Consider the following 13855-nt stretch of genomic DNA (forward strand, 5'->3'; position numbering starts at 1 on the left):
CCCGGCGCGGCCCTTGGGCTATGCCGCGCCACGACAAAGCCCGTTAAGGACACACGCCATGGCCAAGCCGAGCAAACAGCCCCGCCCCAAGGCAGAGGCGCCAAAAGGGTTCCGCGATTATTTCGGCGCAGAGGTGACGACGCGCGCCGAGATGCTGGGCAAGATTGCGGGGGTCTATCATCGCTATGGTTTCGATGCTTTGGAGTCGAGTGCGGTCGAGACGGTCGAGGCATTGGGCAAGTTCCTGCCCGATGTGGACCGCCCCAACGATGGGGTCTTTGCCTGGCAGGACGAGGACGAGAAATGGCTGGCGCTGCGCTATGACCTGACGGCGCCTCTCGCCCGCGTATACGCCCAGCACCGCAACGATCTGCCTACTCCCTACCGCCGCTACGCCATGGGTCCGGTTTGGCGCAATGAAAAGCCGGGACCGGGGCGGTTCCGGCAGTTCTATCAATGCGATGCGGATACGGTGGGCACGAGCAGCATGGCGGCGGATGCCGAGATCTGCGCGATGCTCGCGGATTGTCTGGAAGAGGTGGGCATCGAGCGCGGCGATTACGTGGTGCGGGTGAACAACCGGAAGGTTTTGAATGGGGTGCTGGAGGTTGCTGGTATCCTTGATCCGGCCAATCCTGACCATTTTGCGGAGGAACGCGGCATCGTGTTGCGCGCGATAGACAAGCTGGACCGTTTGGGGCCTGAGGGGGTGCGCGCCCTGCTTGGGGAAGGGCGGAAGGATGAGAGTGGGGATTTTACGAAGGGCGCCAACCTAAACAATGAACAAGCCGCCAAGATTATATCCTTCTTAAATATTGGCGATATGATGTTTAGCTTGAAAGCAAGGGAACAGACACAACGCTTAGCGATGTCCGGCAGGCCTATGGCATTCGCGGGAGGATCGAATCCAAGCAAGTCTGCTATATCTTTCCTTCGTTCGTTGGTGAAATCATCCACGATTGGTACCGAAGGCGTAGCCGAACTCGAAGAAATCGCCGCCCTCCTCGCCGCCCAAGGCTACGGTCCCGACCGCATCGTCATCGACCCCTCCGTCGTGCGCGGCCTTGGCTATTACACCGGCCCGGTGTTCGAGGCGGAGCTGACCTTTGAAATCCTTGACGAAAAGGGCCGTCCGCGTCAGTTCGGCTCTGTCGCCGGTGGCGGGCGCTACGATGACCTCGTGGCGCGCTTTACCGGGCAACGGGTGCCGGCCGTGGGGGTCTCCATCGGGGTTGACCGCCTGTTGGCCGCGCTGCATGCCAAGGGGCGCATTGGCGGCACGGCGCAAGGCCCCGTGGTCGTCACCGTCATGGATCGCGACCGGATGGCTGAGTATCAGGCGATGGTGGGCGAATTGCGCCGCGCGGGCATCCGCGCCGAGGTCTATCTGGGCAACCCGAAGAATTTCGGCAACCAGATGAAATACGCCGACCGGCGCGGCAGCCCGGTGGCGATCATCGCGGGTGGCGATGAGTTTGCCAAAGATGTGGTGCAGATCAAGGACCTGATCCTTGGCGCGCAGATCGCCGAGAATGCGACGCTTGAGGAATGGAAGGAACGGCCCAGCCAATACGAGGTGCCGCGCGGGCAGCTTGTTGAAAAGGTGCGCGAAATCCTTGCGGGGCAAGGCTGATGCCCGAGCGCGCCGCGATCCGGGCCGAGGCGGCGCGCCTGCGCGCAATATTCGAGGCGGCGGGCGCGCTGCCGGTCGAAACCTCTGTCCTGCAACCTGCCGAGGTGCTGCTTGACCTTTATGGCGAGGATATCCGCGCGCGCGCCTATGTGACCTCGGACGCGCTGCGCGGCGAGCAGATGCTGCGCCCGGATTTCACCGTGCCGGTGGTGCAGATGCACATGGAACACGGCGCGGAACCCGCGCGCTACACCTATTCCGGCGAGGTGTTCCGCCGGCAGGAAGAGGATGCGCGCCGCGCCAATGAATACACGCAGGTGGGATTCGAGATCTTCGAGCGCGACGCGCCCGAGGCGGCGGATGCCGAGGTGTTCGCGCTGTTCTTCGACATCCTGCGCCCGCTTGGCCTGCGCGCCGCCACGGGTGACATCGGCATCCTGATGGCGGCTGTCGCCGGGCTGCGGACCTCTGACCGGCGCAAGGCGGCACTGTTGCGGCATATCTGGCGGCCCAGACGGTTTCGCGCGCTGATCGACCGGTTTTCGGGCCGCGCGCCGATGCCGGAGGCACGCGCCGCCCTGCTGGCGACCACCGACCCGATGGCCGGGGCCGGGCCGTTCATCGGCCTGCGCGGCCCTGACGAGATTGCCGCCCGGATCACCGCGTTACGCGAGGATGCCGCACTGGGGCCGATTTCGGCCTCGGAGGTGGCGCTGATAGACGCCATTCTCGCCGTGCGCGAAACCAGCGACAACGCGCTGGAAAACCTGCGCGACATCGCCGTCGATCTGCCCGCGATCCAGCCCGCGACAGAGCGTCTGGCGCGGCGGCTCGACGAGCTTGGTGCGCGCGGCATCGACATCACGGCGCTGGATTTCGAGGCCAGCTATGGGCGCACGCAGATGGAATATTACGACGGCTTCGTCTTTGGCTTTTATGCCGCCGAGCGCCCCGACCTGCCACCCGTGGCCTCGGGCGGGCGCTATGATGCCCTGACCCGGCACCTGGGGCGCGGGCGGGAAATCCCGGCGGTCGGCGGCGTGATCCGCCCCGGTCTGGTGCTGAGCCTTGGGGGGCGCGCATGACGCTGAAACTGGGCGTGCCGTCCAAGGGGCGGCTGATGGACAAGACATTCGAGTGGTTCGGCAGGCACGGCATCACGCTGGGGCGGTCGGGATCAGAACGGGAATATGCCGGTTACGTGCAGGGCATCGACAATGTCGAGCTGATCCTGCTCTCTGCCGGAGAGATTCCGCGCGAACTGGCCGCCGGGCGCATCCATCTGGGTGTTACCGGCACGGATCTGGTGCGCGACCGGCTGGGACAATGGGAGCAACGGGTGCGGGAACTGGCGGAACTGGGCTTTGGTCAGGCCGATCTGGTGCTGGCGGTGCCGCGGGCCTGGGTCGATGTGAACTGTCTCGACGATCTCGACGCCGCGGCCGCCGCGTTTCGTGCCCGGCACGGGTTTCGCCTGCGGATCGCAACGAAATACCACCGCCTCGTGCGCGACTTCCTGCGCGAGAACGGTGTCGCGGATTATCAGCTGGTGGACAGTCAGGGCGCGACCGAGGGCACGGTCAAGTTCGAGACCGCCGAGGCGATCGCCGACATCACGTCGAGCGGCGACACGCTGCGCGCCAACCACCTGAAGATCCTCGAGGACGGGATGATCCTGAAATCGCAGGCCACGCTCTTCAAGTCGCGGGTGGCGTCGATGGAGGCCGAGGACCGGCGCACGCTGGAGGTGCTCAAGGCGCGGCTTGATCTGGACTGAGGTCGGGATGCGAAAACGGGCGGCCCGCAGGCCGCCCGCCATTCGGTCATGTCACGCGGATCAGAAGCGGAAGGCCGCGCGCGCCTGAAGCGTGGTGGCATCCACATCGGCGCCCGTGCTTCCGAAGTTGTCGAACTGGTGATACAGCAATTCGCCACCCAGCGAGATATTCTGCGTCACCATATGCTCATAACCGCCGCCGATGAAATAGCCGCTGTCATCGCCCAGCACATCGGTGTCGGCCCAGGCATAGCCGCCGGTCCCATAGAGCAGGCCGTTGCCGATCTTGTAGCCGCCGCGCAGCTTGGCGCGGAACACTTCTTCCAGGCTGCCTGCGCCGCTGAGATTGATATCGGCAAAGTCATAGTCGATGCCGGCACCAATCACCCAGTTGTTGCCCAGATCATAGTCATAGCCCAGGATAAGACCGCCGATGATGTCATCGCCGTCGACTCCCGGAGTATCGGTATCAACCCAGCCATAGCCAAGCTGACCACCGGCGTAAAAGCCGGTCCAGTTGGGCGTCGCCGGGGCCGGCGGGGCGACCGGGGTCGCGATCACCGGCTCTGGCGCCGGTTCGGAAATGTTGCCGGCAAGGGCCGGAGCCGCAAAAAACGCCGTTGCCGCGATAAGTGCTGTCGTTGTTTTCAACATGTTTTGTCCTTTCGTCTTGGTTCGCGCCCCGGGCCCGAGGTAAGGGGGGAGGAAGGGCCCGGGGCGCACGGTCTGTGCCGTTGGGGGGGATATTGGTGCGAAAGCACGAGTCGACAAGGGCTGGAATACGCTATGGCGATCACGGCCCGGTGAATCGCAGGATTGCGCTGATAAAGCGGCGGCCCCCGGCGGAATTCCGCAACTTGCTGTGGTATCGCTGCAACCAGATGGGGAAAACCGGAAGTCGCCTCTTGAACGAGATGCGGGCGGGCGCGCCGGGACAGGTCCGTTTGGGGCCGCTGGCAAGGGTCGGGGCCAAGGGATCCGGGCGGGCGTCATTGGACGATTCATGACCCGGGAGGAAACAGGCAGAATTCAGGCCGTGAACCTCTGACGCACCGGCCCCCTGACGGAAACGGCGGGGACATCGTGACCGCCCCCGGATGACATGTCATATATGACATGTCATAGCAGGCTGGTGGCGGAGAGCAGAACCCACACGGTCCGGACAGGAGTCGCTGGACGGCTCAGAGTCCATGTCCGAACAGGCAGAGCCCAGGCAACGGGCTATCGGCGCACCAGCCCCCTGCTTGCGACAGCAGGGCGCTTGTTACCGATCCCGGGTGGGCGCGCCGGGGGCACGTCCGCCTTTGATCCCGCTCGCCCCTCCTCAGAAACGAAAGGTGGCGCGGATCTGGATCGTGGTGGCCTCGATATCGTTGCCGGTACCGTTGAAATTGTCGAACTCGTGATAGAGCACCTCGCCGCCCACCGAAAACTGGCGGCTGATCATGTATTCATAGCCGCCGCCGATGAACCAGCCATCGTCATCGCCGGCGTTGCTGGTATCGGCATTGGCATAGCCGGCGGCACCGTAGAGCAGGCCATTGCCGATCTTTGGCCCGCCACGGATCTTGAGGCGGAAAATCTCCTCGACCGAGGTGGTCGGGCCCGCGTCGATATCGGCAAAGTCGTAGTCGAGCGCGCCGCCAAGCACCCAGCGGCCGAAATCATGGTCATAGCCAAGGGTGATGCCGCCGATGAAACCCTCATCGCTGCTGGAAAACGTGGGATCGACAATGCCCACACCCAGCTGTCCGCCGATGTAAAAGCCGGTCCAGTCGGCGAAGCCGCCCAGCGGCGCGCGGTTTTGCGTCGAAAGCCGCGCCTCGGGCGCGTCGGCAGGGGCGTCGAATGTGATCAGCGTGGGGTTTTGAAATGCAGTTTGCGTTGTCTCGGCCATCGCCGGGGCGGCCACGGCGACAGCGGCCAGGATCGGAAAAAATGCGCGCATCGGTCTGGTCCTTTCGGGTGATCGGTCTCTGGAACAAGGATCGGCCCCTGGGGCGTTGCGTTCAAGAAACGATGCCATCGCGCAGGATCAAGAGCGGGTGAGAGCCGCGTGTTCAGAGCACGCCGATATCGGCCAGCGCCGCCGACAGCGCGGGCGGCAGGTGGTCGTCGCTGGCGCGCGCGGTCCCGAGATCGGGCGGCGCGTCGCGCTCCGCAAGATAGCGCCAGCCCTGGAACGGGCGCTTCGGGGCGGTGGCCGTGCGAATCAGACCGGGCTCCAGCACGATGGCGCAGCGGCGGATGCCGTCGCTGCCCGTCACCTCGTCCAGCCGCAGGACGCGCTGGCGGCATTGCACGAGGCCCTGAATGACCCAGTAGATAGAGCCGCCCGCCAGCAATTCGGCCTCGCGCCGGGGCCACATACGGGTCACATGACGCGGCAGACCGTCGGGCCCCTGTGCCCGCGCATCCTTGTGCCATGCCTCCAGATCCTCGACCGAGGTGGTGCCGACGCTCAGCTTGATCATGTGCAAGGTCACTGCAAAGAATCTCCCCATCGGGCAGATAGGGTAGTGGAAATGCTGGCGACTTCAAGTTATTGTGGTTGTCCGACCGATACGTGTCGGTCGGACAACTAGCGTCGCGTAGCTCAATGGATAGAGCACCTTGCGAAAGGAGTGGTTGCCGCCACCCTTTCATCTTAATGCGAGGAGGCTGCGGGTTCAACTCCCGCCGCGACGCCAGTTTTACTTTGGAGACGCGCCATGACCCGTTTTGCTGCCCCGATCGCCGAACAGATCTGGAACATGAAATACCGGCTCAAGGACGGGAACGGCGCTGCGCTCGATGCCAGCGTCGAGGACACATGGCGCCGGATCGCCCGCGCGCTGGCGGCGGTCGAGGCCGAACCCGAGGTCTGGGAAGATCGATTCTACGAGGCGCTGGAGGATTTCCGGTTCCTGCCCGCCGGACGGATCACCGCGGGCGCGGGCACCGGGCGCAAGGTCACGCTGTTCAACTGCTTTGTCATGGGCACCGTGCCCGATGACATGGGCGGGATTTTCGACAACCTGCGCGAAGCGGCGCTGACCATGCAGCAGGGCGGCGGGATCGGTTACGATTTCAGCACGATCCGGCCCAAGGGGGCGGTGGTCAAGGGCGTCTCTGCCGATGCCAGCGGACCACTCAGTTTCATGGATGTCTGGGACGCGATGTGCCGCACGATCATGTCGGCGGGCAGCAGGCGCGGCGCGATGATGGCGACGATGCGCTGCGATCACCCGGATATCGAGGCATTCATCGCCGCCAAGTCCGACCCCGCGCGCCTGCGGATGTTCAATCTCAGCGTGCTGGTCACCGATGCCTTCATGGCGGCGGTCAAGGCGGACGGATCCTGGGATCTGGTGTTCGACGGCAAGGTCTACCACACGGTGCAGGCGCGCGACCTGTGGAACCGGATCATGCAGGCCACCTATGAATACGCCGAACCGGGGGTGATCTTCATCGACCGGATCAACGCGGCCAACAACCTGAATTATATAGAAAAAATATCCGCTACGAATCCTTGCGGCGAACAGCCTCTGCCGCCCTACGGGGCGTGCCTGCTGGGGTCGATCAACCTTGCGCGGCTGGTCAGGGATCCGTTCGGCAAGGATGCGGGCATCGACGACGCGGAACTGGCAAGGCTGGTGGCGCTGGCGGTGCGGATGATGGACAATGTCGTGGACGCCAGCGGCTTTCCCCTGCCCGCGCAGGCCGCCGAGGCGCAGGCCAAGCGGCGGATCGGGCTGGGGGTAACGGGGCTGGCGGATGCGCTCCTGATGTGCGGGCTGCGCTATGGCTCGGATGCGGCCGCGCAACGAACCGGGGACTGGCTGCATGCCATCGCGCGCGCGGCCTATCTGGCAAGCGTCGATCTGGCGCGGGAAAAGGGGGCCTTTCCACTCTTTGACCGCGACGCATTTCTGGCCAGCGGCACGATGCAGGCGATGGACGAGGACGTGCGCGCCGCCGTGGCCGAACACGGCATCCGCAACGCGCTGCTGACCTCGATCGCGCCCACCGGCACGATCAGCCTCTATGCCGGAAACGTGTCCTCGGGGATCGAGCCGGTCTTTGCCTACAGCTACACCCGCAAGGTGCTTCAGCCGGACGGCAGCCGCACCGAGGAAGAGGTGGTGGATTATGCGGTACAGATGTGGCGCGAAAGGATGGGCGATGCCCCCCTGCCCGACCATTTCGTCAACGCCCAGACGCTGCCGCCGCAGGATCATGTGCGCATGCAGGCCGCGGCGCAGAAATGGGTGGACAGCAGCATCTCCAAGACGATCAACTGCCCCGCCGACATTTCGTTCGAGGCGTTCAAGGATGTCTACATGCAGGCCTGGGATCTGGGCTGCAAGGGCTGCACGACCTATCGGCCCAACGATGTCACCGGATCAGTGCTGAGCGTCAGCGAGAAAAGCGACAGGGCCCCCGGCGAGGCGCCGGATCAGGTCCGGGGCGATTTTCCCGCCGAGGGCGGCGAAGTCGTCTACATGTCCGAACCGCTGGACCGCCCGACAGAGCTGGAAGGGGCGACCTACAAGCTGAAATGGCCCGACAGCAACCATGCGATCTATGTCACGGTGAACGATATCGTGCTGAACGGGCGCAGGCGGCCCTTCGAGGTGTTCATCAACTCGAAGAACATGGAGCATTACGCCTGGACCGTGGCGCTGACGCGGATGATCTCGGCGGTGTTCCGGCGCGGTGGCGATGTGAGTTTCGTGGTCGAGGAGCTGAAGGCAGTATTCGACCCGCGCGGCGGTGCCTGGATGGGGGGCAAGTACATCCCCTCGATCCTTGCCGCGATCGGCGGGGTGCTGGAGCAGCACATGGTCCAGATCGGATTTCTCGAAGGCGAGGGGATGGGCCTCAAGGCGGACCCGCAGGCACAGGTGGTGGGGCTGGAAAACGGCCGCCGCGGCCCCGCCTGCCCGGCCTGCGGCAGCTATGACATGCGGATGATCGAGGGCTGCATGACCTGCGGCAGTTGCGGACACAGCAAATGCGCGTAGGCGCTCCGGTTTGCCACTGACGCAGGCAGGGTCTCAGGGCCTGCTGCACCGGACCGGGATCGCCCGATGCGCCAGAGCCTGACGCGCTTTGCGCTTGGCGTGCTGTGGGCGAACGGATAGCCTGCGCGCCATGCGCGATATAAACCTCAAGGCCACAGAATATTTCGAATCCGTCGCCCGTCTTGGCACCGTGACCAAGGCGGCGGCGGAATTGGGCGTGTCGCCATCCGCGGTGAGCCAGCAGATCAAGATTCTGGAGAATCAGTTCGGCGTTCGGCTTTTCCGCCGCGAAAAGCGGCGGCTCGTGCTGACGCTGGATGGCGACCGCCTGTTTCAGACCACGACGCAGGCCTTTGGCGCGATCCGCAACGCCCGGAGCGCCATCGGGCGCCAGCGTCACACCCGGAGCCTGACGGTGCGCGTCAGCCCGACATTCGGGGTGCGCTGGCTCGGCCCCCGGATCGCGGGATTTGCCAATGACAATCCCGACTGGAACATCCGCATCGACGCGACCCCGGATTTTTCCGCCTTCGAGACCGAGGCGGTCGATTGCGATCTGCGCTATGGTCCGGGCGGATGGGCCGGGCTGACGGTGGAGCCGGTGATGCAGGATCTGGTGCTGCCGTTGTGCAGCCCCGAGTATCGGACGCGGATGCGCGACGCCGCGCCCGATCTGGCCGGACGGCTGTCACAGGCGCGGCTGATTGACAGCGCCAAGGCGCTGCTGCGCTGGGATGTGTGGCTGGCCGCCAACCGGGTAGAGTTGAACGGCCTCAGCTATCCGTTCCGGTTCGATCGTTCGTCGATGTCCATCGAGATGGCCAAGCAGGGCGGCGGTGTGGCGCTCGACAATGCCGCGCTCTGTCTTCCGGAACTGCGGCGCGGAGAGCTGGTGCCCTTCGTCCCCGAGGTGCCGGTGCTGACGCTGGCCGCCTATTGGTTCGTCTGCCCGCCCCGGCATCTCAACCGGCGGATCGTGAACCGGTTTTCCGGCTGGATCATCGACGCGGCAAGTAGAAGCGAGGCCGAGACGCGCGATTTCCTGGCCGGGCTGGGATGCGGTTTTCGCGATATGACCGCGCCCGAGGCGAACACCCCGGAGGCAGTGGTCCCGGGCATCAGTGAATGAGCGAGCCGCCGTTCACATCCACCTCGGTGCCGGTGCAATAGGCCGAGAGATCCGAGGCCAGGAAAAGCGCGCACCCCGCCACGTCGTCCGCCGTGCCCGCACGGCCCATCGGGATGCCCGCCAGCACCTGCGCACGCATCTCGTCGGTCAGTTTTCCGGCAGTGATGTCGGTGGCGATGAAGCCGGGGCAGATCGCGTTGGAGCGCACGTTGTCGGGGGCCAGTTCGCGGGCCATGGCCTTGGTCAGCCCCAGAACCCCCGCCTTGGCCGCCGAATAATGCGGCCCGCCGAAGATACCGCCGCCGCGCTGTGCCGAAACCGATGACATGTTGACGATGCTGCCCGATTTCTGTGCCCGCATGGCGGGGATTACCGCCTGCGACATGTAGAGCGTGCCCCGCAGGTTCACATCGGTGACGGCGTCATAGTTCTCCGGACCAATCTCCATGAGTTTCAGAGGCTGCGTGATGCCGGCGTTGTTCACCAGAATGTCAATCCGTCCGAAGATGTCGAGCACGGCGCGCGCAACCGTCATGCAGGCGTCTTTGTCCGCGACATTACCCGCCAGTCCGATATGCCCCGTGCCCGGCAGATCCGCTGCCGCGGCCTCGGCCTGTGCCGGATCAAGATCGGTGATCACCACGATTGCACCGTGTTCGGCAAAAAGCCGCGCCGTCGCCTTGCCCAGCCCGCGCGGGCTGGCCGCGCCGGTGACGATGGCGATTTTTCCGTCGAGTAGGCCCATTGCCCTGTCTCCTCCGATTTTCACTATATCTGGCTCAGAGCCAGCCTTTGATCTGGTCCGCGACCTTATCCACCGACAGGCCATACATGTCATGCAGGGTGGGCAGCGCGCCCGCCTCGAGAAACGCATCCGGCAGGCCGATCATCCGGAACCGCGGCGTGATCCCGGCAGTCAGCAGGGCGCTTGCCACAGCCTCGCCCAAGCCACCGTTGACGCTGTGGTTCTCGGCGGTGATCACCAGGCGACCGCCGCGCGCGGCCTCGGCGCGGATGGTGTCGATATCGAGCGGCTTGATCGTCGGCACATGCAGCACGGCCACATCGACCTTGTCGGCGATCAGCTTTTCGGCGGCGTCGAGCGCACGCATGGTCATGATGCCCGAAGAGATCACCAGCACGTCATCCCCCTCGCGGATCATCTGGGCGCGGCCAAGCTGAAATCGGTAATCCGGCTTGTGGCGGGTCAGCACCGACGGCACCTTGCCACGCAGGAGACGCGCATAGACCGGCCCGTCATGCGCCACCATCGCGGGCACCATTCCGGCCACGTCATCGGCATCGCAGGGATCAATGATCACCATGCCGGGCAGACCGCGAAAGATCGCCAGATCCTCGGTCGCCTGATGGCTGGGACCGTATCCGGTGGTCAGGCCCGGCAGGGCACAGACGATCTTGACCGGCAGGTTCTCCTCGGCGATCGCCATCGCGATGAAGTCATAGGCACGGCGCGAAGCAAAGACCGCATAGGTGGTGGCGAAGGGAATGAACCCCTCGCGCGCCAGCCCGGCGGCAGCGGAGAACAGCAATTGTTCGGCCATGCCCATCTGATAGAAGCGATCCGGCATCGCCTGCGCAAACACATGCAGGTCGGTGTATTTCGACAGGTCCGCCGACAGCCCGACGATGCGGTCGTCCCGTTTCGCCAGATCGGTTAGAGCATGGCCGAAGGGGGCGGCGACGGTGTCATAGCCCTCGGCGGCCAGAGAGGCGATCATCGCGGAGGTGGCGACCCTGGTGTCGGACATCCGGCGCGGTTCGTATTTGCGGATCATGGAGGCGCGGGTCATTGCGGCTTTCCTTCTTCCAGAACGTCGAGCGCCCTGGCCCATTCATCGGCCTCGACCCGCACGAAATGATTGCTGTCGCGGGCCTCCAGAAAATCGACGCCTTTGCACATGGTCGTGTTGCAGATGATGACGCGGGGTTTCGCATCGGTCAGCCCGCGCGCGGCGTCCAAGGCGGCCACGAGCGCATCCAGATCGTTACCGTCCACGGTTTGCGCGTGCCAGCCGAAGGCATCCCATTTCGGGGCCTCCGCACCCACGGCAAGCGCGTCGCGGGTGGGTCCGTCGGCCTGCTGGTTGTTGAAATCGACAAGGCAGATGAGATTGTCGAGTTGCCATTGGGTCGCCGACATCACCGCCTCCCAGGTCGAGCCTTCGCCAAGCTCTCCATCCGACATCAGGTTGTAGACCAGGGCCGGGTTGCCCTTGCGCTTGAGGCCCAGAGCCGCCCCCACGGCGATGCCCAGACCGTGCCCCAGAGAACCGCCGGTGATTTCCATCCCCGGCGTGTAAGAAGCCATGCCCGACATCGGCATGCGACTGTCGTCCATGCCATAGGTTGCCAGTTCCTCCTCGGGCAGTATCCCCGCCTCCATCAGCGCGGCGTAAAGCGCGATGGCGTAGTGACCGATGGAAAGATAGAAGCGGTCGCGCCCCTCCCATTCGGGGTCCTCGGGGCGATAATCGAGCGCGTGGAAATAGGATGCAGCCAGCACATCGGCCACGCCGAGCGCCTGCCCGATATAGCCCTGGCCCTGCACCTCTGCCATCAAAAGCGCCTTGCGGCGGATATTCCAGGCGCGCAACGCAAGCGACATGTTGGCGCGCGGCGCAGGTCGGGTCTCGGCGATCATGAGGCTCCTCCGGCCAGGTTTGACGAGATGGAGGGTAACAAGGGGCGGCGGGAATGGATTTCACTAAAAATGCAAAACTTTATTAGCAAAACTAAATGATATTCCCTTGTCGGATGCGTTAGAACACCGGCAAGGGCCGCGCGCCCGCGCGTGGCCCGGAATGGATATAGGAGGGGACATGTCACAGCTCAGATTCGCAGACAGCCTGTCGCGCCTGGGAACTGAATCGGCCTTTACCGTGCTGGCGCGGGCGCAGGGCCTGACGGCACAGGGCCGTGACATCATCAATCTCGGCATCGGTCAGCCCGATTTCCAGACCCCGCCGCATATCGTCGAGGCCGGGATCAAGGCGCTGCGCGACGGGCATCACGGCTATACCCCCGCCAACGGCATCCCCGCCCTGCGCGAGGCGGTCGCCGCCGATCTGCACACCCGCCACGGCGCAGAGGTGAACCCCGGCAACGTGGTCGTGGTGCCGGGCGGCAAGCCGACCATGTTCTTTGCCGTGCTGATGTTCGGACAGCCCGGTGCAGAGATCATGTATCCCAATCCCGGCTTTCCGATCTACGAATCGGTCATTCGCTACAGCGGGGCGACGCCGGTGCCGATCGCGCTGCGCGAGGAAAACGATTTTGCCTTCGAGGCGGAAACGGTGCTGGCACAGATCACGCCCGCCACGCGGCTGATCATCATCAACAGCCCTGCAAACCCCACGGGCGGCGTCACCCCGCGCAGGGAGGTGGACAGGTTCGTCGCTGGCCTCGCCGATCATCCGCATGTGGCGGTGCTGTCAGACGAGATCTACAGCCGCATGCTCTATGACGGGCGCGAACATGTGAGCCTGCTGCAATATCCCGAAATCCGCGACCGGCTCATCATGCTCGATGGCTGGTCCAAGACCTATGCGATGACCGGCTGGCGTCTTGGCTATGCGGTCTGGCCCGATGCCGCTCTGGATCATGCCACGCGGCTGTGCATCAACGATCATTCCTGCGTCAACGCCGCCGCGCAATACGCAGGGCTTGCCGCACTCACGGGGCCGCAGGACGCGGTGGATGAGATGATGCGGCATTTCGATGCGCGGCGACGGCTGATCGTGGAGGCGCTGAACAGCCTGCCCGGCGTGCGCTGCACCGATCCGGGCGGGGCGTTCTACGCGTTCCCCAATATCGAGGGCACGGGCATGAGCGCGGCAGAGGCGCAGGATCGGTTTCTTGACGAGGCCGGCGTCGCCACGGTGGCGGGCACGTCCTTTGGCAGCCATGGCGAGGGCTATCTGCGGTTTTCCTATGCCAATTCGGCAGAGAACATCACGACCGCCATCGACCGCATTCGCGCCATTCTCTGAGTGGCGGGGCGATGACCGATATCCGGCCCATGTCCCGCGCCCTGCCGCTTTCCGGCGCTTGATGCGATCCTCAACGCGGACGAGGGGCATCAGGTTCTAGGAATGGTATACCAAACTTGACCTCCCCGCCGGACCGCACGAGGATCATGGAGCCGAATTTACCCGCCCCGACAAGGCCCACGCGGACAGGGCGGTCGCTGGCGTGACGGTCCGCGAGCATCGAGGACAGGTTCATATCGGGGCCTTTCCGGGTCTGGCTGAAAGATTTGTCTCTGCCCGACCATGCCCCACCGCGCAGTT

At 64.6% G+C, this 13855-nt stretch carries 12 protein-coding genes and 1 tRNA gene; 7 read left to right on the forward strand and 6 right to left on the reverse strand.

Annotated features, from left to right (window positions below; genetic code table 11):
- Positions 1–58: 58 nt before the first annotated feature.
- The 3 genes from hisS to hisG are packed head-to-tail and all read left to right on the forward strand — an operon-like array spanning position 59 to position 3410.
- Entirely contained in the window at positions 59–1633 is a 1575-nt protein-coding gene (gene hisS / locus BSG08_RS15055; protein ID WP_093038634.1) for a histidine--tRNA ligase, read from the forward strand.
- The gene (locus BSG08_RS15060) at positions 1633–2718 is read left to right on the forward strand and encodes an ATP phosphoribosyltransferase regulatory subunit (RefSeq protein WP_093038636.1); all 1086 of its coding nucleotides are present in this window, start codon (positions 1633–1635) and stop codon (positions 2716–2718) included. Before hisS ends, BSG08_RS15060 begins: the two co-directional genes overlap by 1 nt.
- Complete coding sequence (gene hisG, locus BSG08_RS15065) at positions 2715–3410, forward strand: ATP phosphoribosyltransferase (protein WP_093038638.1); 696 nt, start codon at positions 2715–2717, stop codon at positions 3408–3410. Before BSG08_RS15060 ends, hisG begins: the two co-directional genes overlap by 4 nt.
- Positions 3411–3470: 60 nt before the next feature.
- On the opposite strand, the gene BSG08_RS15070 is transcribed toward hisG, so the two are convergent.
- From BSG08_RS15070 to BSG08_RS15080, 3 genes are all read right to left on the reverse strand, one after another.
- Entirely contained in the window at positions 3471–4064 is a 594-nt protein-coding gene (locus tag BSG08_RS15070; RefSeq protein WP_093038640.1) for an outer membrane protein, read from the reverse strand.
- A gap of 670 nt (positions 4065–4734) precedes the next feature.
- Positions 4735–5358, reverse strand: a complete 624-nt coding sequence (locus BSG08_RS15075; RefSeq protein ID WP_093038642.1) for an outer membrane protein — start codon at positions 5356–5358, stop codon at positions 4735–4737.
- A 112-nt stretch (positions 5359–5470) separates the two neighbouring features.
- Positions 5471–5884, reverse strand: coding sequence for a DUF1489 family protein (locus BSG08_RS15080; protein ID WP_245770721.1), 414 nt, complete (start codon positions 5882–5884; stop codon positions 5471–5473).
- A 111-nt stretch (positions 5885–5995) separates the two neighbouring features.
- Between BSG08_RS15080 and BSG08_RS19510 the strand changes: the two genes are divergently transcribed.
- The 3 genes from BSG08_RS19510 to BSG08_RS15090 all read left to right on the forward strand — a co-directional run bounded on the left by BSG08_RS19510 (position 5996) and on the right by BSG08_RS15090 (position 9545).
- A tRNA-Phe gene (locus tag BSG08_RS19510) sits at positions 5996–6098 on the forward strand.
- A 23-nt stretch (positions 6099–6121) separates the two neighbouring features.
- Complete coding sequence (locus tag BSG08_RS15085) at positions 6122–8416, forward strand: adenosylcobalamin-dependent ribonucleoside-diphosphate reductase (protein WP_093038644.1); 2295 nt, start codon at positions 6122–6124, stop codon at positions 8414–8416.
- A 130-nt stretch (positions 8417–8546) separates the two neighbouring features.
- Positions 8547–9545, forward strand: coding sequence for a LysR substrate-binding domain-containing protein (locus tag BSG08_RS15090; protein ID WP_093038646.1), 999 nt, complete (start codon positions 8547–8549; stop codon positions 9543–9545).
- Here the strand turns inward: BSG08_RS15090 and BSG08_RS15095 are convergent.
- From BSG08_RS15095 to BSG08_RS15105, 3 genes are read right to left on the reverse strand one after another with little or no spacing between them, the layout of a single operon-like run.
- Positions 9535–10290 (reverse strand): SDR family NAD(P)-dependent oxidoreductase, encoded by a 756-nt coding sequence (locus BSG08_RS15095; RefSeq protein WP_093038647.1) that lies wholly within the window; start codon positions 10288–10290, stop codon positions 9535–9537. The genes BSG08_RS15090 and BSG08_RS15095 overlap by 11 nt on opposite strands.
- A 34-nt stretch (positions 10291–10324) precedes the next feature.
- Positions 10325–11356: a transketolase family protein gene (locus BSG08_RS15100; protein ID WP_093038648.1), complete on the reverse strand. Its 1032-nt coding sequence runs from the start codon at positions 11354–11356 to the stop codon at positions 10325–10327.
- Positions 11353–12207 carry a transketolase gene (locus BSG08_RS15105; RefSeq protein WP_093038650.1) on the reverse strand — a complete coding sequence of 285 codons (855 nt, stop codon included), beginning with the start codon at positions 12205–12207 and terminating at the stop codon, positions 11353–11355. Before BSG08_RS15105 ends, BSG08_RS15100 begins: the two co-directional genes overlap by 4 nt.
- A 178-nt stretch (positions 12208–12385) precedes the next feature.
- Between BSG08_RS15105 and BSG08_RS15110 the strand changes: the two genes are divergently transcribed.
- Positions 12386–13555 carry a pyridoxal phosphate-dependent aminotransferase gene (locus BSG08_RS15110; RefSeq protein WP_093038652.1) on the forward strand — a complete coding sequence of 390 codons (1170 nt, stop codon included), beginning with the start codon at positions 12386–12388 and terminating at the stop codon, positions 13553–13555.
- Positions 13556–13855: the final 300 nt, after the last annotated feature.

The organism is Roseovarius azorensis (assembly GCF_900109455.1).
GTDB classification, from domain to species: domain Bacteria; phylum Pseudomonadota; class Alphaproteobacteria; order Rhodobacterales; family Rhodobacteraceae; genus Roseovarius; species Roseovarius azorensis.